Source organism: Bradyrhizobium sp. 1(2017) (assembly GCF_011602485.2).
Lineage (GTDB): Bacteria > Pseudomonadota > Alphaproteobacteria > Rhizobiales > Xanthobacteraceae > Bradyrhizobium.
Genome location: NZ_CP050022.2, coordinates 3634032 through 3656632, shown reverse-complemented (window position 1 = coordinate 3656632; position 22601 = coordinate 3634032). Strand labels below are relative to the sequence as shown.

At 65.6% G+C, this 22601-nt stretch carries 24 protein-coding genes; 17 read left to right on the top strand and 7 right to left on the bottom strand.

The genetic code is table 11. From position 1 onward, the window contains the following. Window positions 1-95: 95 nt before the first annotated feature. The 17 genes from HAP40_RS17060 (at window position 96) to HAP40_RS16980 (ending at window position 15418) form a co-directional block, all read left to right on the top strand. Window positions 96-368, top strand: coding sequence for a hypothetical protein (locus HAP40_RS17060; protein WP_166816718.1), 273 nt, complete (start codon window positions 96-98; stop codon window positions 366-368). 366 nt (window positions 369-734) lie between these two features. After that, complete coding sequence (locus HAP40_RS17055) at window positions 735-1475, top strand: FadR/GntR family transcriptional regulator (protein WP_166816719.1); 741 nt, start codon at window positions 735-737, stop codon at window positions 1473-1475. A 52-nt stretch (window positions 1476-1527) separates the two neighbouring features. After that, complete coding sequence (locus HAP40_RS17050; protein WP_166816720.1) at window positions 1528-2427, top strand: NAD(P)-dependent oxidoreductase; 900 nt, start codon at window positions 1528-1530, stop codon at window positions 2425-2427. Window positions 2428-2437: 10 nt separating this feature from the next. Next, on the top strand, window positions 2438-3121 hold the full coding sequence (locus HAP40_RS17045) for an amino acid ABC transporter permease (RefSeq protein WP_166816721.1): 684 nt from the start codon (window positions 2438-2440) through the stop codon (window positions 3119-3121). Between the two features lie 7 nt (window positions 3122-3128). Then, entirely contained in the window at window positions 3129-3797 is a 669-nt protein-coding gene (locus tag HAP40_RS17040; RefSeq protein WP_166816722.1) for an amino acid ABC transporter permease, read from the top strand. A 1-nt stretch (window position 3798) separates the two neighbouring features. Then, window positions 3799-4557, top strand: a complete 759-nt coding sequence (locus HAP40_RS17035) for an amino acid ABC transporter ATP-binding protein (RefSeq protein ID WP_166819469.1) — start codon at window positions 3799-3801, stop codon at window positions 4555-4557. Between the two features lie 19 nt (window positions 4558-4576). Beyond that, on the top strand, window positions 4577-5371 hold the full coding sequence (locus HAP40_RS17030; RefSeq protein WP_166816723.1) for a transporter substrate-binding domain-containing protein: 795 nt from the start codon (window positions 4577-4579) through the stop codon (window positions 5369-5371). A 68-nt stretch (window positions 5372-5439) separates the two neighbouring features. Next, window positions 5440-5886, top strand: a complete 447-nt coding sequence (rpiB, locus tag HAP40_RS17025) for a ribose 5-phosphate isomerase B (RefSeq protein ID WP_166816724.1) — start codon at window positions 5440-5442, stop codon at window positions 5884-5886. Window positions 5887-5899: 13 nt separating this feature from the next. After that, window positions 5900-6817 carry a ribokinase gene (locus tag HAP40_RS17020; RefSeq protein WP_166816725.1) on the top strand — a complete coding sequence of 306 codons (918 nt, stop codon included), beginning with the start codon at window positions 5900-5902 and terminating at the stop codon, window positions 6815-6817. 57 nt (window positions 6818-6874) lie between these two features. Continuing rightward, complete coding sequence (locus HAP40_RS17015) at window positions 6875-7594, top strand: sulfite exporter TauE/SafE family protein (protein ID WP_166816726.1); 720 nt, start codon at window positions 6875-6877, stop codon at window positions 7592-7594. A 39-nt stretch (window positions 7595-7633) separates the two neighbouring features. After that, window positions 7634-8044, top strand: a complete 411-nt coding sequence (locus HAP40_RS17010; protein ID WP_166816727.1) for a hypothetical protein — start codon at window positions 7634-7636, stop codon at window positions 8042-8044. A 71-nt stretch (window positions 8045-8115) separates the two neighbouring features. Continuing rightward, the gene (gene radA, locus HAP40_RS17005; RefSeq protein WP_166816728.1) at window positions 8116-9561 is read left to right on the top strand and encodes a DNA repair protein RadA; all 1446 of its coding nucleotides are present in this window, start codon (window positions 8116-8118) and stop codon (window positions 9559-9561) included. A 166-nt stretch (window positions 9562-9727) separates the two neighbouring features. Continuing rightward, window positions 9728-10357 carry a CvpA family protein gene (locus HAP40_RS17000; protein ID WP_166816729.1) on the top strand — a complete coding sequence of 210 codons (630 nt, stop codon included), beginning with the start codon at window positions 9728-9730 and terminating at the stop codon, window positions 10355-10357. 27 nt (window positions 10358-10384) lie between these two features. Further along, window positions 10385-11908 (top strand): amidophosphoribosyltransferase, encoded by a 1524-nt coding sequence (purF, locus tag HAP40_RS16995; protein WP_166816730.1) that lies wholly within the window; start codon window positions 10385-10387, stop codon window positions 11906-11908. 147 nt (window positions 11909-12055) lie between these two features. Further along, window positions 12056-12796 (top strand): SDR family NAD(P)-dependent oxidoreductase, encoded by a 741-nt coding sequence (locus tag HAP40_RS16990; RefSeq protein ID WP_166816731.1) that lies wholly within the window; start codon window positions 12056-12058, stop codon window positions 12794-12796. 82 nt (window positions 12797-12878) lie between these two features. Continuing rightward, the gene (locus HAP40_RS16985; protein WP_166816732.1) at window positions 12879-14024 is read left to right on the top strand and encodes a hypothetical protein; all 1146 of its coding nucleotides are present in this window, start codon (window positions 12879-12881) and stop codon (window positions 14022-14024) included. 167 nt (window positions 14025-14191) lie between these two features. Beyond that, window positions 14192-15418 (top strand): ABC transporter substrate-binding protein, encoded by a 1227-nt coding sequence (locus HAP40_RS16980; protein WP_166816733.1) that lies wholly within the window; start codon window positions 14192-14194, stop codon window positions 15416-15418. A gap of 172 nt (window positions 15419-15590) precedes the next feature. Here HAP40_RS16980 and HAP40_RS16975 read toward each other — a convergent pair whose 3' ends face one another. From HAP40_RS16975 to HAP40_RS16945, 7 genes are all read right to left on the bottom strand, one after another. Further along, a complete protein-coding gene (locus HAP40_RS16975; protein ID WP_166816734.1) occupies window positions 15591-16847 on the bottom strand; it encodes a TCR/Tet family MFS transporter in 1257 nt (418 codons plus the stop codon). Beyond that, a complete protein-coding gene (gene der / locus HAP40_RS16970) occupies window positions 16844-18226 on the bottom strand; it encodes a ribosome biogenesis GTPase Der (protein WP_166816735.1) in 1383 nt (460 codons plus the stop codon). The genes HAP40_RS16975 and der overlap by 4 nt, the downstream gene beginning before the upstream one ends. A 48-nt stretch (window positions 18227-18274) precedes the next feature. Beyond that, a complete protein-coding gene (locus HAP40_RS16965; protein WP_166816736.1) occupies window positions 18275-18826 on the bottom strand; it encodes a hypothetical protein in 552 nt (183 codons plus the stop codon). Between the two features lie 30 nt (window positions 18827-18856). Further along, entirely contained in the window at window positions 18857-19510 is a 654-nt protein-coding gene (locus HAP40_RS16960) for a tetratricopeptide repeat protein (RefSeq protein WP_166816737.1), read from the bottom strand. Window positions 19511-19678: 168 nt separating this feature from the next. Then, on the bottom strand, window positions 19679-21271 hold the full coding sequence (locus tag HAP40_RS16955; protein ID WP_166816738.1) for a class I adenylate-forming enzyme family protein: 1593 nt from the start codon (window positions 21269-21271) through the stop codon (window positions 19679-19681). Window positions 21272-21344: 73 nt separating this feature from the next. Then, complete coding sequence (locus HAP40_RS16950) at window positions 21345-21929, bottom strand: NnrU family protein (protein ID WP_166816739.1); 585 nt, start codon at window positions 21927-21929, stop codon at window positions 21345-21347. Between the two features lie 72 nt (window positions 21930-22001). Then, entirely contained in the window at window positions 22002-22580 is a 579-nt protein-coding gene (locus HAP40_RS16945; protein ID WP_166816740.1) for a hypothetical protein, read from the bottom strand. Window positions 22581-22601 lie beyond the last annotated feature (21 nt).

Here is a 22601-nt window from a genome sequence, read left to right as displayed (position 1 = left end):
ACAGCCAGGAACGTTGGGCTGTCGCTCATTGACACGTCGATACAACTTGAGGGAGCATCTGGCGTTTTATTCATATTTTTTTGGAGAACGCCACAATGACGACTATCCACATGGACTCGTCCATTAGCCAGACCATTACCCGCGCCGTTATGAACGGAGGCGTTCTGAGTTGCACCAAAACCAGCGACAAGGACGTTTATTCTCATTCGATATGGGCGACAGAGAGCAATATTCGGCAATTCACGATGCATGAAGGCGACAGCATCGTCATCCCGCCCGGCTCAACCCTCACCGTCTGGATATTCCGAAAGCAGCCCGGAAAATCGACATGGAAGATGGATTTCGAACTCAAAGAAAAGGCCGCCTGAGGCTTTTCGCAGCGTCTGGACCGCTCTTGCAAGCAACGAGAGCGGTCAGTCGTCGTGTCCTGATCGATGTAGCGGAGATTCGAGCTTCGCCGTCCGCGCCGCGACCGCGGCCGAGATAGTCATGGCGACCGCCGCTCGCGGAGCTGAGCGGAGGCGCAAACATGGTCGTGTTGGTTTGACGCGGCCTTTAGGCGGCATCGCCAATGACAAAGACCGCGGGGCCGACACCCGGCGCAGCCGGCGTGCGCACGGTCCGTGGCAACCAGAGCAACCGCGATTTTCCGACGGAGTTGAGGGCCGAGCCTCTTGACCTCCGCGCCTTGGTCAGCATACTGGTCTGACCAAGATCAGACCAAAGAGACAGGGATGGAACTCAAGCGGGCCAGCGAGGGCGAAAAAGGGTTCGAGAAGGTGTTCGCCTTTTTGCGCGAGCGACTGCTCGCCGGCTCGCTTAGGCCGGGCGACCGCCTGATCTCGGAGCGCGAGCTCGCCACCCTGCTTGGCGTCAGCCGGCCGATCGTGCGCGAGGCGCTGCGCGCCCTCACCGTGCTCGGCATCGTCGAAATCCGCGACCGCATCGGCACCGTCGTGACGCGGCCGGACGTCTCGGTGCTGAACGACTTCTTCACCTTCGCACTCGCCCAGCAGGCGGACATGCTCGACGACGTCATGCAGGCGCGCGTCGCGATCGAATGCCAGGCGATCAGGCTCGCCTGCGAACGCGCCAACATCACCGATTTCGAACGGCTGCAGCGCGCGCTGGCGAAGATCGGCGAGACGATCGACGAAGCCGATGCCGGCGGTATGGCCGATTTTGACTTCCATCGCGCCATCGTCGTCGCCTCGCATTCGGAGACGCTGACGGTGCTGCACGCCTCGATGGCGGGCCTGTTGACTCATTCGCACCGCAGCCGCCGCGAGCTGGTGCAGGCCTTCCCTTCGATGAAGACCTACCTCATCGACGATCACCGCCGCATCTTCGAAGCACTCATTGCGCGCGACCCGGAGCGCGCGGATGCGACGCTGCGCAAGCATTTTGCCATCGGCGACGAATACCGCAGGCGCGCCATCGTCGGCGACATCGACAAGACCAGTGCCTCGGGCTGATCGCCCAGCCAATCGATCAAGACGCCAATCAAACAAGAAACGGACTGACGACATGGGACGAAACGACAAGGGCAATGTCGGCTTCATCGGCATCGGCACGATGGGCCGGGAGATGGTGCGCAACATGCAGGCGGCCGGCCACGCGGTCCGCGTCTTCGACCTGAACGAAGCCGCGCTGGCCGACAGCGTCAAGGAAGGCGCGATCCGCGCCAACAGCCCCGCCGATACGGCACAAGGCGCCGATATCGTCATCACCATGCTGCCCGACACGCCCCATGTCGAGGCGACGATCTACGGCGAGCAGGGCCTGCTGAAATCCCCGCCTCCCGGCAAGCTGATCGTCGACATGAGCACGATCTCTCCGGTTGCCGTCCGCCGCATCCATGCCGACCTGCGAAAGGCAGGCGTCGGCTTCATCGACGCGCCGGTCTCGGGCGGGCCGGTGGGCGCCAAGAACGCCGCGCTCTCGATCATGGCCGGCGGCGATACGGACGCATTCGCCAAGGCCGAGCCGTTCTTCCGCGCGATGGGCACGACCATCACCCATGTCGGCGCATCCGGCGCCGGTCAGACCGTCAAACTGTGCAATCAGCTGATCTGCGGCATCAACATCCAGGCGATCTGCGAGGCGCTCGCGCTCGGGCGCGCCTCGGGCATCGATCTCAATCTGCTGCGCCGGGTGCTGCTCGGTGGCTCCGCCGCCTCCTGGATGCTCGACAAGCTCGGCCCCGCGATGATCGCGGGCGACGCATCCGCCGGCTTCCGGATCGATCTGCAGCTCAAGGACCTTCGCCTCGTGCAGGAGCATGCGCAGGCGCTCAACGTGCCGCTGCCCGGCACGGCGCTCGTCACCAGCCAATATGTCGATGCGCGCGCCCATGGCGAAGGCAGCAACGGCAACCAGGCGCTGTTCCGCGTCTATGACCGCATGACCAACCAGACAACCGGCTGACCCTGACACGATGAGCCTCCAACTCGACTTCCCCGCAGTGCTGGAGCGTTGGCCGAGCTTTCTGGCCGGCGCGGTGCTGACGTTGGAGTTGGCGTTCTTCGCGACCGTGCTCGGCGCCCTGCTCGGCACGCTCGCGGCGGTCGGACGCGGCACGCACAATGCGCTGATATCAGGCGCCTGCAAGGTCTATGTCGAGACCATCCGCAACACCCCGCTGCTGGTGCAGATCTTCCTGGTCTATTTCGGCCTCGCCAGCCTCGGCCTGAAATACTCCGCCTTCACCGTGGCCGTGGCCGCGCTGACCATCAATGTCGGTGCCTATACCGCGGAGATCATGCGCGCCGGCTTCGAGGCGATCCCGCGCGGGCAGATCGAGGCCGCCGAAGGGCTGGCGCTGTCTCGCCTGCAGATCTACTGGCACATCATCCTGCTGCCGGCGATCGAGAAGGTCTATCCGGCACTCACCAGCCAGTTCGTGCTGTTGATGCTGGCTTCCTCGGTCTGCTCGCAGATCTCGGCCGAGGAGCTCACCGCCGTCGCCAACTACATCCAGTCCGACACGTATCGCGCGTTCGAGACCTACATCATCGTCGCCGTGCTCTACGTCATCCTGTCGCTGGTCATGCGTGCCGGCTTCTGGGGCCTCGGCCTCGTGCTGTTTCCGCGCCGCCGCCGGCTCGGCACGCCGTTGTGAGATGACCATGGGCGGACATCTCAACATCAACCATCTCATGTTCCTCGGCCAGGGCGCGCTGTGGACCATCGGTCTGTCGCTGATCGCGCTGATCGGCGGCGGCATCGTCGGGTTCGTGATCGCGCTGGCGCGGATCTCGCCGCTCAAACCGGTGCGGATCGCCAGCGCCGTCTATGTCCAGCTCGTCCAGGGCACGCCGCTGCTGGTCATCCTGTTCCTCGGCTATTTCGGTCTCGCCGCCATCGGCCTCAAGGTCTCGCCACTCGTCGCGGCCGGCGCCTCGCTGACGCTGTACGTCGCCGCCTATCTCGGCGAGATCTGGCGCGGCTGCATCCAGTCCGTGCCGAAGCCGCAATGGGAGGCCGCCGAAGGCCTGGCGCTGAGCCGCACGCAGCGCATGACGAAGGTGATCCTGCCGCAGGCAATCCGCATAGCGACGCCGCCGACCGTCGGCTTCATGGTGCAGATCATCAAGAACACCTCGCTCGCCTCCGTCGTCGGCTTCGTCGAGCTGATGCGCTCGGGCCAGATCGTCAACAACTCGCTGTTCGAGCCGTTCGCCATCTACGCCATCATCGCCGTCACCTACTTCGCCATGTGCTATCCCCTGTCGCTGTTCAGCCAGAGGCTGGAACGGCGGATGGGACATGGCAGGTCCAACCTCGCGCCAGCCTGACATGCAGCAGAACGCCCTCTCCTCCGAACCGATCGTGTCGCTCCGCGACGTGCAGAAGAGCTTCGGCTCGCTCCGCGTGCTCGACGGCGTCTCCTTTGCCGTCGCGCGCGGCGAGGTGCTGGCACTGATCGGCCGCTCCGGCTCCGGCAAGAGCACGGCGCTGCGCTGCATCGACCGCTTCGAGAAGGTCGACGGCGGCGAGATCGTGGTCTGCGGGCACCGCGTCGACCGTCCCGACGTGAACTTGCGCGCGCTGCGCCAGGACGTCGGCATCGTGTTCCAGAGCTACAATCTGTTTTCGCACCTCACGATCGAGCAGAACATCACGCTCGCGCCCTGCGCGGTGAAGGGATTGGCAAGCGGCGAGGCCAAAGACCTTGCGCGAAAAGTGCTCGCGCAGGTGGGGCTCGAGGAGAAGCTGCACGCCTATCCCGAGCAGCTCTCGGGCGGACAGCAGCAGCGCGCCGCGATCGCCCGTTCGCTCGCCATGCAGCCCAAGGTGATGCTGTTCGACGAGGTCACCTCCGCGCTCGATCCCGAGCTCACCGGCGAAGTGCTGAAGGTGATCGAGCAGCTCGCGGCTGACGGCATGACCATGGTGATGGTCACCCACGAGATGGGCTTCGCCAAGGGCATCGCCGACCGGATCGTGTTCATGCATCGGGGCAAGGTCCACGAGACCGGACCCGCCTCGATCCTGACGTCACCAACGACGCCGGAGCTCACCCAATTCGTGGGCACCGGAAACCTAAAATCATAACAGGAGAGGAGAACCAAGGATGACAAACAAGAGATTGCTGGGCACGGCCGCTGCGCTGTTCGGCCTCGTCATGATGGCGGCAACGCCGGCATCGGCCGATCTGCTCGACGACATCATGAAGGCGAAGAAGATCCGCATCTCGACGGACCTCGCCATCCCGCCCTCGGGCATGATGGACAGCACCATGAAGGCCACCGGGTCCGACGTCGAAGTGGCCCAGCTGCTCGCCAAGGACTGGGGGCTCGAGCTGGAGTTCGTCCAGACCACCGGTGCGACCCGCATTCCGAACGTCCTGACCGGCAAGGCCGACATCATCATCTCGACGCTGTCGGTGACGGCCGAGCGCGCCAAGGTGATCGACTTCACCAAGCGCTATGCGACGCTGCAATCCGACGTCGGCTGCCTGAAATCGTCGACCGTCAAGGACTGGCCCGACCTCAAGGACAAGTCGATCGGCGTCTCGCGCGGCACCACCCAGGACACCACCCTCACCAACATGAAGGACAAGGACCTCAAGATCGCCCGCTATGACGACGACGCCACCATGGTGACGGCGGCGGTGTCGGGCCAGGTGGACTGCGTCGGCTCGTCCGCGACCATCATCAACCAGATCGGCGTGAAGAACCTCTCGCGCGTGTTCGAATCCCGGATTCCGCTGGCGACCTTCGACCTCGCCATCGGCCTGAAGAAGGGCGAACAGCCCCTGATGGACAAGCTCAACGCCTGGATCACCGAGAACGTCAAGAACGGCAAGCTCAACGCCATCTACAAGAAGTTCCACGGGGTGGATTTGCCGCCCGACATGCGCAGCTGAACCCAACGAACAATCGTGACAGCCGCACGCGGCTGTCACGATCAATGCAAGATCAAGAAGGACATTACATGCGTCTCGTCATCGGATCCGACCACGCCGGCTGGCCACTCAAGCAGACTGTCATCGATCATATCCGCAAGCTCGGCCACGACGTCATCGACGTCGGCTCCCATGACGACAAGCCGGTCGACTTTCCCGACATCGCGCGCGCCGTGGCGGCGAAGGTGACGTCGGGCGAAGCCGCGCGCGGCATCATGGTGTGCGGTACCGGCGTCGGCGCCTCGATCGCCGCCAACAAGATGAAGGGCATCCGCGCCGCGGTCTGCCACGACGTCCACTCCGCGCATCAGAGCGTCGAGCATGACGACGTCAACGTCATGTGCATCGGTGCGCAGATCGTCGGTGCCTGGCTCGCGGTGGATCTCGTGTCCTCATACCTTTCCGCCGAATTCTCCACCGACGAGGATTTCCGCCGGCGGGTGGAGAAATTGCGCGTCATGGACGAGCAAGGCTGATAGTCTGCGTGCCATGATCGTGGTGTTCGGATCGCTCAATATCGATCTGGTCGCGAAGGTCCCGGTCATCCCGGGCCCTGGCCGGACGGTGCTTGCACCGTCGTACCAGACGCATTTCGGCGGCAAGGGCGCCAATCAGGCTGTTGCCGCCGCGCGGATCGCCGGGCCTGGACATGTGCGCATGGCGGGCCGCGTCGGCCGGGACGGATTTGGCGACACCGCGATCGAAAATCTCAGGGCCAATGGCGTCGACGCCGATCTCGTCACCAGGGCCGACGAGCCGACCGGCTGCGCCTTCATCACGGTCGATCAGGCCGGCGAGAACGCGATCACGGTGGCGAGCGGCGCCAACATGACCGCAACCGCCGGCGATCTCCCTGTCGAACTCTTCAATCCCGACACGGTGCTGGTGCTTCAAATGGAAGTGCCTTTTGAGCAAGCGTTCGAGGCCGCGCGCCGGACGACATTGGCCGCCGGCACCGTCGTCTGGAATCTTGCGCCCGTCCCGGAGAAGATGACCCGTGAGATGGTGACGGAACTTCTCGCCGTGACCGACCATCTCCTGGTCAACGAGCATGAGGCGCTGGATGCCGCCGGAGCCATCGGCCTCGCTCCGTCCAATTACGAGGCCGCAGCCGCGGACCTCGCCAGGACCGGCGACCTCACTTGCACCGTGACCGCCGGCGCACAAGGCGCGCTGGCGGTGACGGCCGAGGGCACCCGCCTGCGCGCACCCGCCCCGCGCATCACGCCGGTGGATACGACCGGCGCCGGCGATACGTTTGTCGGCGCGTTCGCGGCCATGCTCCGCGAAGGCGTGTTGCTGCAACGCGCCCTTGAGGTGAGCTGCGAAACCGCGGCGTTGAAATGCCTCAAGGCCGGCGCCCAGACCGGCATGCCCATGCGCAGCGCTATAGGTTCCCTCGCCTAGCGCGGATCGCCCATATCGCGGCCCGGGGCTAAACTCTCCCGATTCGTGGAGACTGTTTTGGCCTTTCTCTTCGTCCTCACCGTCGGCCTCATCGCCGGCACCATCTCCGGCATCGTCGGCACCGGCTCCTCGATCATGCTGATGCCGGTGCTGGTCTATGCCTATGGGCCGAAGGAGGCCGTGCCGATCATGGCGGTGGCATCCGTCATGGCGAATTTCTCGCGCATCCTGGCCTGGTGGCGCGAGGTCGACTGGCGGGCCTGCGCGGCCTATTCGGTGACGGGCATTCCGGCCGCAGCGCTCGGCGCGCGGACGCTGCTGGCGCTGCCTTCGCACGCCGTCGATATTGCCATCGGCCTCTTCCTGATCGCGATGGTGCCGGTGCGGCATTGGCTGGCGCGGCACGACCTCAAGGCCAATCTCTGGCACCTCGCCATCGGCGGGGCGGTGATCGGCTATCTCACCGGCATCGTGGTCTCGACCGGTCCGCTCAGCGTGCCGCTGTTCCTGTTCTACGGCCTGTCCAAGGGCGCCTTCCTCGCCACCGAGGCAGCCTCCTCGCTGGGGCTCTATCTCAGCAAGTCGGTGACGTTCGAACGCTTCGGAGCGCTGACCGCCGACGTCGCCCTGAAAGGATTGATCGCGGGCTCATCGCTGATGGTCGGCGCCTTCGTCGCAAAGCGCTTCGTGCTGCACCTGAAGCCGGAGGTGTTTCGCCTGCTGATGGACGGCATCATGCTGGCGGCAGGCATGACGATGCTGTTGAACGCATTCTGACCCCGGAGAGACATACCGCCGAGCATAAGGACCCAATGCATGCGCACCGTCTCCCTGATCGCCGCCGCCGGCATCGTTCTGTTCGCAATACAGCCGGTGTTCGCCGCGCAGACGTTCGACGGATTGTGGGCCTCGTCGAAAAGGGATTGCCGCGACAGGGAGGGCCCGGACAGCAAGACGATGATCGACCTCGACAACGTCATCAAGGGCAAGCCGGCCCCGCTGGTCGACCGGTACGAGAACCATTGCCGTATCGACCGCAAGACGCCGGCCGGCGACGGCCTCGTCCTGTCGGCCACCTGCTTCGAGTTCTGGGACGACTACAACAAGGGCGTGAATGGCAGCAAGGTCACGATCAAGCTGGCGCCGGGTGCGAACGGCACGATCAAGATCGACGGGAAGCCCCATTTGCTGTGCAAGCGCAAGGACGATCTGCCGAAAGCACGGTAGCGCGGAACGCTTCGCACCCCGGTCTCTGATCGTGCTAAGCAGCCACACCAGCGCAACGACTCAACATTTCCATGGCCAAGAGCACCCTCTCCTTCGTCTGCCAGAACTGCGGCGCGGCCTATAACCGCTGGCAGGGCAAGTGCGAGTCCTGCGGCGAGTGGAACACGCTCGCCGAGGAGGACACCAGCGGCAGCGTGCCGGTGTCGATCCGTTCGAAGCGCAAGGGGCGAACGTTCGCGCTGGAGAGCCTCGCCGGCAAGAGTCCTGACGCGCCGCGCCTGTCCTCAGGGTTGAGCGAGCTCGACCGCGTCACCGGCGGCGGCTTCGTCCGCGGCTCGGTACTGCTGGTGGGCGGCGACCCCGGCATCGGCAAATCGACGCTGTTGACGCAAGCCACCAGCATGCTGGCGCGGGCCGGCCACCGCATCGTCTATATCTCCGGCGAAGAGGCGGTCGCGCAGGTGCGCCTGCGCGCCGAGCGGCTGGGGCTGTCGGATGCACCGGTGCAACTCGCTGCCGAGACCTCGGTCGAGGACATCGTCTCGACGCTGTCGGAGGGCGCGGTGCCCCGGCTGATCGTGATCGACTCGATCCAGACCATGTGGACCGACACGGTGGAATCGGCGCCCGGCACGGTGACGCAGGTGCGTGCCTCGGCGCAGGCCCTGATCCGCTTCGCCAAGAAGACCGGCGCGGCCATCATCCTGGTCGGCCACGTCACCAAGGACGGCCAGATCGCCGGCCCCCGCGTGGTCGAGCACATGGTCGACGCGGTGCTGTCGTTCGAGGGCGAAGGCTCGCAGCAATTCCGCATCCTGCGCGCCGTGAAGAACCGGTTCGGGCCGACCGACGAGATCGGCGTGTTCGAGATGACGGGCCTTGGCCTGCGCGAGGTCACCAACCCCTCCGAGTTGTTCCTGTCCGAGCGCGATCTCGGCACGCCCGGCACGGCCGTCTTCGCGGGCATCGAGGGCACGAGGCCCGTCCTGGTCGAATTGCAGGCGCTGGTGGCGCCGACCTCCCTCGGCACCCCGCGCCGGGCCGTGGTCGGCTGGGACCCGAGCCGGCTGTCGATGGTGCTGGCGGTGCTGGAGGCCCATTGCGGGGTCAAGCTGTCGGGCCACGACGTCTATCTGAACGTCGCCGGCGGCCTGCGCATCCACGAGCCGGCGGCGGATCTGGCCGCTGCGGCGGCGCTGGTATCGTCCCTGGTTAATGCTCAGTTACCGACCGATGCCGTCTATTTCGGCGAGATCTCGCTCTCCGGCGTGATCCGTCCGGTGGCGCAGACCCCGGCCCGGCTCAAGGAGGCGGCAAAACTCGGTTTCCAGCGTGCCGTGCTGCCCGAATCGGCCCGCGGCGATGCCGGCGGAGACGCCGGACTGTCGCTGAACGCGGTCAACAGCCTGACGACGCTGGTTGCCGAAATCGCCGCCCGCGGCGCCCGCCGGGGCGATTCGAACGGACCGGCCGAGAAAAATGCCACACCGGCAAGATTCCGCCGCGGAGATGGTTAGCTGGAGGTGACGCCGGAGGCCCCCGCCGCTATACAGCCGTCACAAAAGCAGCATGGGATTGCGTGGTTGCGGCCTTGCCGGGAACGCCGTCTGCCCCTCTTTTAAGGCAGCGGCCAAACACCGATTCGCTGAGCACCTTTGAAGTACGAGCGGACCAGACCAGCCGATGCCAGTTACACTCCTCGACCTGATCCTGCTCGGTGTGATGCTGATCTCGGGCCTGCTCGCCATGGTCCGCGGCTTCATGCGCGAAATCCTGTCGATCGCGGCCTGGGGCGCGGCGGCGGTGGTGACGCTGTACTCGTTCTCGAAGCTGCTGCCGACCGCCAAGACCTATTTCAACAACGACACGGTCGCGAGCGTGGTCGTGGTTGCCGGCGTGTTCGTGGGCACCCTGGTCGTGGTTTCCGTGATCACGGTCCGCATCTCCGACATGATCCTGGATTCGCGCATCGGCGCGCTGGACCGCACCCTCGGTTTCCTATTTGGCCTGGCTCGCGGGCTTTTGATCGTCGTGGTCGCCTTCCTGTTCTTCACCTGGCTGGTTCCGGACAAGCAGCGCCCGGACTGGGTCACCGGGGCCAAGTCCCGCGTCGTGCTCCAGGGAACCGGGGATTGGCTGATGGCCCTCTTGCCCGACGACCCCGAGAACACCATCTTGAAGAGATTCAAGAAAAACAAACCAGATGATGATCAAGCTGATTCCGAGCAGCAGCCTTCGGGCAGTGGCGACGGATACAGCAAATCGGCTCGTGACGGCATGAAGAAGCTGATCGAGAAACCTGCGGCGCGTTGATTGGCCCTAAAGAAAGGCGCGGACGAGATGCGACACCCTGACCAGGACGCCCAGCTTGATCTCGATCCAAGGGCCGGTTTGGGCCCGGCCGCGCTCGAGCTTCAGAACGATCTGGAGGGCGATACGCTGCGCGAGGAATGCGGCGTCTTCGGCATCTACGGTCACCCCGATGCAGCCGCGATCACGGCGCTCGGCCTCCACGCCCTCCAGCACCGCGGCCAGGAAGCCGCCGGCATCGTCTCCTACGACGGCAGCCGCTTCCACTCAGAACGCCGCCTCGGCCTCGTCGGCGACACCTTCTCCCGCCGCGAAGTGATCGACCGCCTGCCCGGCAATGTCGCGGTCGGCCATGTCCGCTACTCCACCACCGGCGCCACCATCCTGCGCAACGTGCAGCCGCTGTTCGCCGAGCTCAACGCCGGCGGCCTCGCGGTCGCGCATAACGGCAACCTCACCAACGGCCTGACGCTGCGCCGCGAGCTCGTCAGGCACGGTGCGATGATGCAGTCGACCACCGACACCGAGGTGATCCTCCATCTGGTCGCCCGCTCCAAGCGCGCCCGCTTCATCGAGCGCTATATCGACGCGCTGCGCGAGATCGAAGGCGCCTATGCGCTGGTCTCGCTGACCAACAAGAAGCTGGTCGGCGCGCGCGATCCGCGCGGCATCCGCCCGCTGGTGCTCGGCGAGCTCGACGGCTGCCCGATCCTGACCTCGGAGACCTGCGCCCTCGACATCATCGGCGCCCGCTTCGTGCGCGACATCGAGCCCGGCGAAGTCATCGTATTCGACGAGAACGGCCAGGACATCCACAAGCCGTTTCCGCCGATGGCGCCGCGCCCCTGCATCTTCGAATACATCTACTTCTCCCGTCCGGATTCCATCGTGCACGGCCGCTCGGTCTACGAGGTGCGCAAGAATTTCGGCGCGCAGCTCGCGCGCGAGAGCCACGTTCCCGTCGACGTCGTGGTGCCGGTGCCGGATTCCGGCGTGCCCGCCGCGGTCGGCTACAGCCAGTTCTCCGGCGTGCCGTTCGAGCTCGGCATCATCCGCAACCACTATGTCGGCCGCACCTTCATCCAGCCGACGCAGGCGATCCGCGAATCCGGCGTGCGCATGAAGCATTCGGCCAACCGCGCCGCGATCGAAGGCAAGCGCATCATCCTGATCGACGACTCCCTGGTGCGTGGCACCACCTCGAAGAAGATCGTGCGCATGATGCGCGATGCCGGCGCGACCGAAGTGCACTTCCGCCTCGCCTCGCCCCCGATCCTCTATCCCGACTATTACGGCATCGACCTGCCCGACCGCGGCGGACTTCTGGCGGCGACGCATTCGCTGGAGGAGATGCGCGAGATCATCGGCGCCGACTCGCTCGCCTTCCTGTCGATCGACGGCATGTACCGCGCCATGGGCGAGCCCGGCCGCGACCCCGCCAATCCGAAATTCTCGGATCATTGCTTCACCGGGGCCTATCCGACCCACCTCACCGACCAGACCCAGACCGAGCAGCAGCCACGGCAGCTCTCGCTGCTGGCGGAGGCAAGCTAGCTTTCGTCGTCCCGGCGAAGGCCGGGACCCATAGCCACAGGCCTGTGTGGTTTCGAAGAAGGTCGCAATGGCCATCTTCGTCAATAATAACCGTCACGGCGTATGGGTCCCGGCTTTCGCCGGGACGACGCTGGATAGAGCGCTTCCATGACGACATCCCTCACCGACCGCATCGCTCTCGTCACCGGCGCCTCGCGCGGCATTGGCTATGCCACCGCAATCGCGCTGGCCAAGGCCGGCGCACACATCGTCGCGGTCGCGCGCACGCAGGGCGGGCTGGAGGAGCTCGACGACGAGATCCGCAAGGATGGCGGCAGCGCCACCCTGGTGCCGCTCAACCTCACCGATTCAGACGGCATCGCGCGGCTGGGCGCCGGCCTGCACGAACGCTACGGCAAGCTCGACATCCTCGTCGGCAATGCCGGCGTGCTCGGCCCCTCCTCGCCGATCGGCCATATCGAGCTGAAGGCCTTCAACGACGTGATGGCCGTCAACGTCTCCGCCAACTTCCAGCTGATCCGCTGCATGGAGCCGCTGCTCAAACAGTCCGACGCAGGCCGCGCCGTCTTCATCACCTCGGGCGCCGCCAACAAGGCCACCGCCTATGTCAGTCCCTACGCGGCGTCAAAGGCCGCGCTGGAAACGCTGGCGCGCGCGTGGGCGCAGGAAACCGCGAACACGAAGCTGCGCATCAATCTGTTCAACCCGGGCCCGATCCGCACCCGCATGCGCGCCACGCTGATGCCGGGCGAGGATCCGGCGACGCTCGACACGCCCGAGCAGGTCGCCGAATTCATCGTGCCGATGTGCGCGCCGGACTGGATCGAGACCGGCAAGTTCTACGATTACAAGACGCGCAGCTTGATGAGCTTCCGCGCGCCCGCCTGATTGACTCACGTGCCTCCCCGCGTTTGACTGCGCGCGCCTAGGCGGTAGCAAGCCGCAAAGCCAACAATAAAGGGAGGTCGTCATGGCGCCATGGCATCGCGCAGGTCTCGGCCGCGCACTCGCAAACGTCTGTCGCGCTTTTTCCATCCTCATCGCAACCATCGCGCTCCTGCTTCCGGGCACGGCGAGTGCCGGCGACGTCCCGACCTTCGCGGTCGATCCGTCCTGGCCGAAGCAGCTCCCGAACAACTGGATCCTCGGTCAGGTCGGCGGCATCACCGTCGATGGGCAGGGCCACATCTGGGTGATCCATCGCCCGCGCTCGCTCACCGACGACGAGAAAGGCGCAAGCCTCAACCCGCCGCGCTCCAAATGCTGCGTGTCGGCGCCGCCGGTCCTCGAATTCGACAGCGACGGGAATCTGCTGCGGTCCTGGGGCGGTCCGGGTCAGGGCTATGAATGGGTCGGCCGCGAGCACGGCATCGAGGTCGACGAGCGCGGCTTCGTCTGGGTCGGCGGCAATGCCGACAACGACAACGCGATCCTGAAGTTCACACTCGACGGCAAGTTCGTGGCCCAGATCGGCAAGATCGCGCCGAGCCTGGGCAGCAACGACACGACGCAGCTCGGCAAGCCCGCCGAGACCGCGCTCGACAAGGAGGCGAACGAGATCTACGTCGCCGACGGCTACGGCAACCGCCGCGTCATCGTGTTCGATGCGACGACGCTGGCCTACAAGCGGCACTGGGGTGCCTATGGCAACAAGCCTGATGATGGCAAGCAGGCGGCCTACGACCCCAAGGCACCGGTGTCGCAGCAATTCGGAAATCCCGTTCACTGCGTGAAGCTCTCCAATGACGGGATGGTCTACGTCTGCGACCGCATCAACAACCGCATCCAGGTGTTCAGGAAGGACGGCACCTTCGTGAAGGAGTTCTTCTACGAGAAGAACACGCTCGGCAACGGAGCCGTCTGGGACATCGCGATCTGGCCGGACCCGAAGCAGACCTATCTCCTCAGCGCCGACGGCGAGAACAACGAGATCCGGGTGATCAAGCGCGAGGACGGCAGCGTGGTCGGCAGCTTCGGCCACAATGGCCGCAATGCCGGGCAATTCCACTGGGTCCATGCCATGGCGATCGATGCCAAGGGTAACGTCTATACCGCCGAGGTCGACACCGGTAAGCGCATCCAGAAATTCAAGCTGACCTCCGATGCGCTCAAATAGCGTCTCAACGCATTTTGCCCAAAAGTTAACCGACGGATGACGCTACGACGCAGCGTCATCCGGCTTTAGGTGCATTGCCGCCGGCCGTGGGACACGGTAGAGCCATCAGCCGGAACAAGGCTCCGCAAGAGAGCCGTCCGCATATTTGACATTGGAGGAAACCTTTCATGATGACGACGTTCGCGCGCCGCACCGCCGCCTTTTTGGCCTGCGCCGCTTTCGGTTTTGCCACATCCGCCCATGCCCAGGACAAGACCGTCAAGATTGGCGTGCTCAACGACATGTCCAGCCTCTATGCCGACATCGGCGGCCCGAACTCTGTGGTTGCCATCAAGATGGCGGTCGAGGATTCCGGCCTGCTCAAGAAGGGCTGGAAGATTGAAGTCCTGAGCGGCGATCACCAGAACAAGCCCGACGTCGGCGTCAACATCGCCCGGCAATGGATTGACAACGAGAAGGTCGACGCGATCGCGGACACGCCGAGCTCGGGCGTGGCGCTCGCGGTGAGCAATCTCGTCAAGGAAAAGAATGCGGTGCTGCTCAATTCGGGCGCGGCCACCGCGGACCTCACCGGCAAGGCCTGCACGCCGAACACGATTTCCTACACCTATGACACCTACATGCTGGCCAACGGCACTGGCAAGGCGCTGACCAAGGCCGGCGGCGACAGCTGGTTCTTCCTGACCGCCGACTACGCATTCGGTCATGCGCTGGAGCGCGACACCGGTGCCGTCGTCACGGCCAATGGCGGCAAGCTGCTCGGCGGCGTCAAGCACCCGCTCAACACCGCAGACTTCTCCTCCTTCCTGCTTCAGGCACAATCGTCGAAAGCCAAGATCATCGGCCTCGCCAATGCCGGCGGCGACACCACCAACGCCATCAAGCAGGCCGCCGAGTTCGGCATCGTCCAGGGTGGCCAGAAGCTCGCCGCGCTGCTGCTGTTCATCAACGACGTGCACTCGCTGGGCCTCAAGACCGCGCAGGGCCTGACCTTCACTGAATCGTTCTATTGGGACCTGAACGACAAGACCCGCGAATGGTCGAAGCGGTTCTCGGCGATGGCCAGCAAGAACGCGATGCCCTCGATGACCCAGGCCGGCAATTACGCGATGGTGCTGCATTATCTGAAGGCGATGGAGGCGCTCGGCGGCAATCCTCGGGACGGCGCCAAGGTCGTCGCCAAGATGAAGGAGCTGCCGACCGACGATCCGCTGTTCGGCAACGGACCCCTGCGCCAGGACGGACGTCGTCTCATCCCGGCCTATCTTTTCGAGGTGAAGAAGCCCGAGGAGTCGAAGGGTCCGTGGGACTACTACAAGCAGATCGCCACCATCGCACCGGAAGACGCGGCCAAGCCGCTCAAGGACAGCGATTGCCCGCTGGTGAAGAAGTGACCGCATAGCGGTCACGCAGACCCTCGACGACGTCATGCCCGGGCTACCGCCCGGGCATTTGCATTTGGTGCCATGAAAGACGCCGCCGCAGGATGGGCAAAGCGGAGCGTGCCACCACTTCTTGAGGTCGCGGCGATATGGTGGGCGCGGCGCTTAGGCGCCTTTGCCCACCCTACGAAACCGTCTTGATCCCACCCAGCGACCGCACCGCGATCGCCACGCAGACCACCATAAGTACCGCCGCCAGCAGGAACGGCGCGCCGGGCAGGTGCAGCGGCGCGCTGGCGCCGATGAAATAGGAAAATGTCAGCGTGAACAGGAACGGGCCGACGAGCTGCGACACGCTCTGCACGCTCGCGGTCGCGCCCTGCAACTGGCCCTGCTGATCAGGCGCGACCAGCCGCGTCATCAGCGATTGCGAGGCGGCGCCGGAGATGCCCCACAGCGCCAGAATGGGAATGCCGAGCCAAGATAGCGGTCCCGTCGGCGCCGCCCCCAGCACGACGAAGCCGAGCGCGCCACAGCACAGACCCACCAACAGCGCGTTCCGCTCGCCGAGCGCGCGCACGATCGGGCCGATGGCGAGCCCCTGCACCACCATGGCGCAGATGCCGACCATGGCGAGCGTCAGTCCCACCGTCTTGGAATCCCAGCCGTAGCGATAGGTCGCATAGAGCACGAAGGTCGAGGGCAACACGACGTGCGCGACCTGCGCGATGAAGTTGACGACCGACAAGGCGGCCAGCACCGCGTTGGATCGCAACAGATGCAGCGCCCCGACCGGACTGGCACTTCGCCAGCGGAACGGCGCGCGCTTGTCGGGCGCGAGCGATTCCGGCAGGACGAAGAGCCCGTAGAGCGCATTGGCGAAGCTGAGGGCTGCCGAGGCCCAGAACGGCAGGCGCGGATCGACGTCGCCGAGCAGGCCGCCGAGCGCCGGCCCCAGGATGAAGCCGGCGCCGAAGGCCGCGCCTATCCTGCCGAACACCGCCGCACGCCGCTCCGGCGGCGTGATGTCGGAGATGTAGGCGAAGGCGGTCGAGATGCTGGCCGAGGTGATGCCGGAGACCACCCGGCCGATGAACAGCCAGGCCAGCGACGGCGCCAGCGCCATCAACACGTAATCGGCCGCGAGCCCGAAATTCGACAGCAGCACCACCGGCCGGCGCCCGAAGCGATCCGACAGCGCACCGAGCAGCGGCGAGAACACGAACTGCATCAATGCCCAGGCGGTGCCGAACAGGCCGAAGATGCGCGCCGCATGCGCGGTGTCGTTGTCGACGAAGCTTTCAATCAGCTTCGGCAGGATCGGCATGATCACGCCGAGCGCGAGCATGTCGAGCAGGATGGTGACGAAGATGAAGGCGACCGCCCCGCGCCGGACCGGCGGCGCGCCCTGCGCCTTCGCCTCGCCGGAGCCGTCGCTCACGACGGCCGCTTGCGCTTGTGCGCGAAGGGATTGGCCTTCTCGCGCAACGTGATGCGCACCGGCGTGCCCGGCAGTTCGAAGGTCTCGCGCATCGAGTTGGTGAGATAGCGCAAATAGGATTGCGGCACCGCGTCGGCACGCGAGCAGAACAGCACGAAGCTCGGCGGGCGCGCTTTCGTCTGTGTGATGTAGTTCAGCTTCAGCCTGCGGCCGGAAACCGCGGGCGGCGGATTGGCCTGGATCGCCTGCTCGAACCAGCGATTGAGCGCTGCCGTCGGCACGCGCCTGTTCCAGATCGCATAGGCGTCCTGGATCGCCTGCATCAGGCGGTCAATGCCTTCGCCCATCAAGCCGGACACGGCGACGACAGGCACGCCCTTGAGCTGCGGCAGCCAATGGTCGGCGTCGCGGCGCAGGCCCGAGATCGCGCCGCCGCCCTTGGTCTCCATCAGGTCCCATTTGTTGACGGCAAGCACCACGGCCCGGCCCTCGCGCTCGATCAGATCGGCGATCCGCAGATCCTGCTCCTCGAAGCGGTTCTGCGTGTCCATCATCAGCACGACGACTTCGGCAAAGCGCACCGCGCGTAACGCGTCCGCGACCGAGAGCTTCTCCAGCTTCTCCTCGATGCGCGAGCGCCGGCGCAGGCCCGCGGTGTCGAACACGCGAAAATCACGGCCCTTCCAGTTGATCTCGACCGCGATGGAATCGCGCGTGGTGCCCGCCTCCGGGCTCGTCAGCAGGCGCTCCTCGCCGAGCAGATGGTTGATCAGCGTCGACTTGCCGGCATTGGGCCGACCGACGATCGCGACCCGGATCGGGCGCGTCGCCGCCTCTTCCTCCGAGATCGGCGCCTCGTCCTCGTCGTCGTCCTCCTCGACGGGCTCCGGCATCAGCCTGGCAAGCGCGTCGTAGAGCTCGCCCATGCCCTCGCCATGCTCGGCCGAGATCTGGATGGGATCGCCGAGGCCGAGCGCAAAGGATTCCATCGCGCCGGCATCGCCGTGCTTGCCTTCGCTCTTGTTGGCGACCAGCAGCACCGGCTTGTTCGCCTTGCGGGCGAAATCGGCGAAGGCGCGATCGGTGGGCGTGAGGCCGATGCGGGCGTCGATGACGAAGAACAGCGCATCGGCCTGCGCGATCGCGGTCTCGGTTTGCTCCTGCATACGCGCGGTCAGCGAGCCCTTGGCACCCTCGTCGAGGCCGGCAGTATCGATGATGGTGAAGTCGAGATCGCCGAGCCTGGCCTCACCCTCGCGGCGGTCGCGGGTGACGCCCGGCAGGTCATCGACGAGCGCGAGCTTCTGTCCGACCAGGCGGTTGAACAGCGTCGATTTGCCGACATTGGGCCGGCCGATGATGGCGATCGTGAAGGACATCTGTCATTCGTGCGCTGCCGGGGCTGCGCGTGTCAATGCAATGAAAAACTAGCGCGAGAAGCTGCCGCTCGGCAGCGGCGCCGGGAAGGCGCCCTGCGATTGCTGCTGCGTGGTCTGGGTCGGTTGCGCCTGCTGGACAGTCTGATCCGGCGGCGGCGCGGTGGTACGCCTGCGGACGATCTTGTGCTTGGGCGGGGGAGCGGCCGTGGGCGGCGCGGCCTCCGGCTGGGCTTCGCCATCGACTTCGCCGGCGGGTGCGTCAGCCGGTGCGGCCGCCGTGGCGGCTGGCTGCCGGGACTTCGTCGCCTTGGCCCCCTTGGCCGGCTTGGCGGGCTCGGGCGGCGGCTCCGCAGGCAGGGCCGCAACGGCGGGTGCATTCGGATCGGGCTGCTGCTGTGCGCCCTTGTACATCTCCCTGGGCACACCCTGCTCGAGGCCCGGCACGCCCTCCGGAAAGACCGGCTTGCGGTCGCCAGGCAGCTTCTTCTTGGTGTCGAGGAAGTCGAGCATGTCGCTTGGATCGAAGCTGGAGCAGCCGCCCAGCACGCCCGTGAAGGCGATCAGGACGGCGGCTGCGATCAAGCGTGGCGTGCGGCGCATCTTGTGTCTCGCTTAAATCAGAAGCCGTCGTCAGCTTTTGGCGACGGGGGGCAGCAGAGCCTGGAGCGCCTCGGCGCGCGACCGCAGGCCGGGCGGCGTTTCGCCGTCCTCGGAGATCGCATCGAGCCATTTGCGGGCGGCGGTCATGTCGTTGTTGCGCCAGGCCGACAGCGCCAGCATCTCGCGGGCGCTGTGGCGGAAAGTCGATTTCGGCGCGGCGGAGGCCTCAAGCCGCTGCTGCATGTCGGCGTAGCTCGCACCGTCGAGCACCAGGCCCGCGGCCCGGAGCTTGGCCAGATCCTGCCACTCACCGCCGACGCTGCGGTCGGCAGCAATGTCGTCATACATCTTCGCGGCGGCCTTGGGATCGCGGTTGGCGGCCTCGGCCGCAGCGCGCAGCCGGGCCAGGATGCGATAGCCGGACGGAGCCGTCGCGGCGAGCTCGGTGAAGGCCTTCTCGGCGTCGGCGTGCTTGTCCTGCTCGGACAGCTCGACGGCCTTCTCGAAGGCCGCGCCGGCCTCGGCGGCCTTCTTGGTCTCAAGGTATTGGTAGCCGCGCCAGCCGGCGACGCCAGCCACGACCAGCACCATCAGGGCGATGAAGTAGATCGAATACTTGTCCCACAGCTTCTTGAGCTGTTCGCGACGTACTTCCTCGTTGACTTCGTCAAATAATTCAGACACTTATGCTAATCCCATGCCCGTCCGGGTGCGCGCGCCAAAGCGTTCGCGTCAGGAATCCCGTCCCCACGTGGCGGCGAGGTACCCTAACGATATGGCGGTGGCAAGGCAAAGCGAGCCCGATCAAGGCGTTAACCACCCGGGCTGGCCCGGAAGAACCGCCGGCCCGGCTCAGCTTCCGAGCAGCTCCCGCAGCTGCCGCTTCAGAACCTTGCCATTGGCGTTGCGCGGCAGCGGCTCGGCCGTGATCGCCAGGGTCTCGGGAACCTTGTAATCGGACAGCCGCTCGGCGCACCAGGCCCGCAAGGCCTCGCCGGCAACCGGGCTGCGCGTCACCACCACGGCATGGACGCGCTCGCCCAGCACCGGGCAGGCCTTGGCAATGATCGCGCTCTCGACCACCGCGGGATGGCCCGCCAGCACGGATTCGACCTCGGCCGAATAGATCTTCAGGCCGCCGCGATTGATCATGTCCTTCTGCCGGTCGAACACGCGGACGAAGCCGTCGGCATCGACCGAGCCGAGATCACCGGAATGCCAGAACCCACTGGTGAAGCTTTCGGCCGTGGCCTTCGGGTTGTTCCAATAGCCCTTGATGACGGAGGCGCTCTGGATCCAGAGCTCGCCGATCTGGTCAGGGGGCAGCTCGCGCCCGTCGGCCCCCATCGCGACGATGCGCGCGCCGGGGCACGGCAGGCCGACGCTGTCGATATGCCTCTCCGTCAGCTCGCCCGGCATGATCGTCGAGGGCGATGTCGTCTCGGTCGCGCCGTAGCAGTTCATCAGCTTCAGGCCGGGAATCTTCGCCTTGAGCTTCTCGATGGTCGCGACCGGCATCGGCGCGCCGCCGAAGCCGCCGATGCGCCAGCTCGACAAATCGTAGCCGTCGAAATCGGGCTGCAGCAGGCAGAGATTGTACATCGCCGGCACCATCACGGTGTAGGTGACGCGCTCGCGCGCGGCGAGCTTGAGATAATCGGCGGCCTTGAATTCCGGCATGATGATCAGCGCGCCGCCGCAGCGGATCATGGTCGTGATGTTGGCGACGACGCCGGTGACATGGCCGAGCGGCACCGCCGCGATCGAGCGATCCGCTTCGGTCAATTGCAGGCAGGACACGAACACCATCGAGGAGTGGACGATGTTGCAATGGGCCAGCATCGCGCCCTTCGGCTTGCCCGTGGTGCCCGAGGTGTAGAGGATCATCGCGGTGTCCTCTTCGCTCACCTCGACCGGTGCCGTTGCCGGCGCGTTGTCGGCGAGCGCTGAGAAGCGAGACCGGGCCGGATCATCGTCCACGGCGATGCGGTGGACCAGATCTGGCGCATCCTGCGCATCGGGCAGGCGCTCGCCGAGCGAGGCTTCGTGGATCAGGATCTTGGCGCCGCAATCGCCCAGAACATAGGCGATCTCCGGCTTCTGCTGGCGCGTGCTGAGCAGCACGGTGACCAGCCCCTCATGCGCTGCAGCGAACAGCAGCAGCGGAAATTCGATGCGGTTGCCGAGCAGGATGGCGACGCGGTCGCCGCGCTCGAGGCCGAGCTTGCGAAAGCCCGCCGCGATCCGCGCCGCCTGCTCCACCGCCTGGCGCCAGCTCAGGCGGACGTTGCCGCAGATTAGCGCTTCGGCATCGGTGTTGCGGCCGTGCGCCTCGGTGATCATCGCCCACAGGCTCGCAGGCCGATCCGCAAATGCCGGAACCACCCGATCGCCGAAGCGCGCCTCGAGGCGCATCGGCGGGATCTGAGATTGCGACCAATCCATCGAAGGGTCCTCGGCTTGTTGCTCTTGCCGGCTTCCGCGCATGGACAGCCGGGTCTCGTCTTGTGCTGACCGGCTAGACCCCGATCACGGGAACGCCGATCACGACCGGATGGAACGCGAAGGCCAGCGCCAGATAAGCGACGACGCCGACCGCGACCGCGATCAGATCATTGCTGACGCCGCCGACCGGGATCGGCGGCCCGCCGCCATCGCTGCGACGCTTGAGGGTGATGCGATCATACACAGCCCAGCCCAGGAACGAGCCGAACAGGATGATGGAGCCGAGATCGCCATTGGCGAGCAGGTGCGCGGCGGCCCACAGCTTGATGCCGGCCAGCATCGGATGCTTCAAGGTCGCATAGATGCGGCCGCGCAAGTAGGAGGCCACCACCAGGATGACGGCCGGCAGCATCAAGGCGAGCGTGATGTGCTTCATCGCCTTCGGCGGATACCAGACGTCGATCCAGCCGGAGCTGCGGTAATGGGCATAGCCCCAGATGATCAGCGCGAGCCCCGCCAGCGAGATCAGCGAATAGAGGAGCTTGTAGGTCCCCTCGCCCAGCTTCGCGATCGCCTGCGCGCGCGCCTTGCGTTTCGTCGTGAAAACATGGGCCGCGAAAAACAGCACCAGCCCCAGGATCATGACCAGCAGACCCACGACATCCTCCCCTTCGGCAAGCGCCCCCGACTCTGAGGTATCATCGATTGGCCGCTTGTCGCAACCGATGCGCTACTTGCCGAGCTCGCGATTGTCGACATAGCGGATCGCGATCGGCCTGCCCGCCAGCGCGCCGCCAAGGCCGCTGGTGAACTTCAGCGGCAGGCAGGCCTTCAAGGAGGAGTTGATCGCGTTGAGGTAGGTGGTTCTGGTATCTGCGGGCACGCCCGCGGTCGCATATGTGAGGCGCGGCGGCCCGATCAGGCCGCCCGCCTTGTTGAAGCTGAAGCGCACCGACATCTGCATGCCCGCGCGCCCATTGTCTGGCGGCGGCGACCAGCAGCTGCGCAGCTCGGCGAAGAGGTCGCCGATCGTGTCCAGATCGTGATCCGGCTTTTGGTATTTGGCGCGGTCGGCTTGCGCAGGCACGCTCTCGATCGTGAGCTGGAGGTTCTGGCCGTAGGGATAGTCGATCTCGGGAATGCAGGGACCCGGCTCGAGCGGGCTGCAATAAGACGGTGTGCAGGGCCTGCCGTCGAGCACGCTGCACGGCTCGTGGGAGAACGGGATCGGATTGATCTGGCGGCGCTGCGCGTTGGCGGCGACGACCGAGATCGCCAGCAGGATGATAACGAGAATGCTGCGCCACATGATGAGAACGTGGCATCGCGA

Coding starts and splice junctions, on each gene's coding strand:
- HAP40_RS17060 (WP_166816718.1), top strand. CDS start 96: ATGACGACTATCCACATGGACTCGTCCATTAGCCAGACCATTACCCGC.
- HAP40_RS17055 (WP_166816719.1), top strand. CDS start 735: ATGGAACTCAAGCGGGCCAGCGAGGGCGAAAAAGGGTTCGAGAAGGTG.
- HAP40_RS17050 (WP_166816720.1), top strand. CDS start 1,528: ATGGGACGAAACGACAAGGGCAATGTCGGCTTCATCGGCATCGGCACG.
- HAP40_RS17045 (WP_166816721.1), top strand. CDS start 2,438: ATGAGCCTCCAACTCGACTTCCCCGCAGTGCTGGAGCGTTGGCCGAGC.
- HAP40_RS17040 (WP_166816722.1), top strand. CDS start 3,129: ATGGGCGGACATCTCAACATCAACCATCTCATGTTCCTCGGCCAGGGC.
- HAP40_RS17035 (WP_166819469.1), top strand. CDS start 3,799: ATGCAGCAGAACGCCCTCTCCTCCGAACCGATCGTGTCGCTCCGCGAC.
- HAP40_RS17030 (WP_166816723.1), top strand. CDS start 4,577: ATGACAAACAAGAGATTGCTGGGCACGGCCGCTGCGCTGTTCGGCCTC.
- rpiB (WP_166816724.1), top strand. CDS start 5,440: ATGCGTCTCGTCATCGGATCCGACCACGCCGGCTGGCCACTCAAGCAG.
- HAP40_RS17020 (WP_166816725.1), top strand. CDS start 5,900: ATGATCGTGGTGTTCGGATCGCTCAATATCGATCTGGTCGCGAAGGTC.
- HAP40_RS17010 (WP_166816727.1), top strand. CDS start 7,634: ATGCGCACCGTCTCCCTGATCGCCGCCGCCGGCATCGTTCTGTTCGCA.
- radA (WP_166816728.1), top strand. CDS start 8,116: ATGGCCAAGAGCACCCTCTCCTTCGTCTGCCAGAACTGCGGCGCGGCC.
- HAP40_RS17000 (WP_166816729.1), top strand. CDS start 9,728: ATGCCAGTTACACTCCTCGACCTGATCCTGCTCGGTGTGATGCTGATC.
- purF (WP_166816730.1), top strand. CDS start 10,385: ATGCGACACCCTGACCAGGACGCCCAGCTTGATCTCGATCCAAGGGCC.
- HAP40_RS16990 (WP_166816731.1), top strand. CDS start 12,056: ATGACGACATCCCTCACCGACCGCATCGCTCTCGTCACCGGCGCCTCG.
- HAP40_RS16985 (WP_166816732.1), top strand. CDS start 12,879: ATGGCGCCATGGCATCGCGCAGGTCTCGGCCGCGCACTCGCAAACGTC.
- HAP40_RS16980 (WP_166816733.1), top strand. CDS start 14,192: ATGATGACGACGTTCGCGCGCCGCACCGCCGCCTTTTTGGCCTGCGCC.
- der (WP_166816735.1), bottom strand. CDS start 18,226: ATGTCCTTCACGATCGCCATCATCGGCCGGCCCAATGTCGGCAAATCG.
- HAP40_RS16965 (WP_166816736.1), bottom strand. CDS start 18,826: ATGCGCCGCACGCCACGCTTGATCGCAGCCGCCGTCCTGATCGCCTTC.
- HAP40_RS16955 (WP_166816738.1), bottom strand. CDS start 21,271: ATGGATTGGTCGCAATCTCAGATCCCGCCGATGCGCCTCGAGGCGCGC.
- HAP40_RS16945 (WP_166816740.1), bottom strand. CDS start 22,580: ATGTGGCGCAGCATTCTCGTTATCATCCTGCTGGCGATCTCGGTCGTC.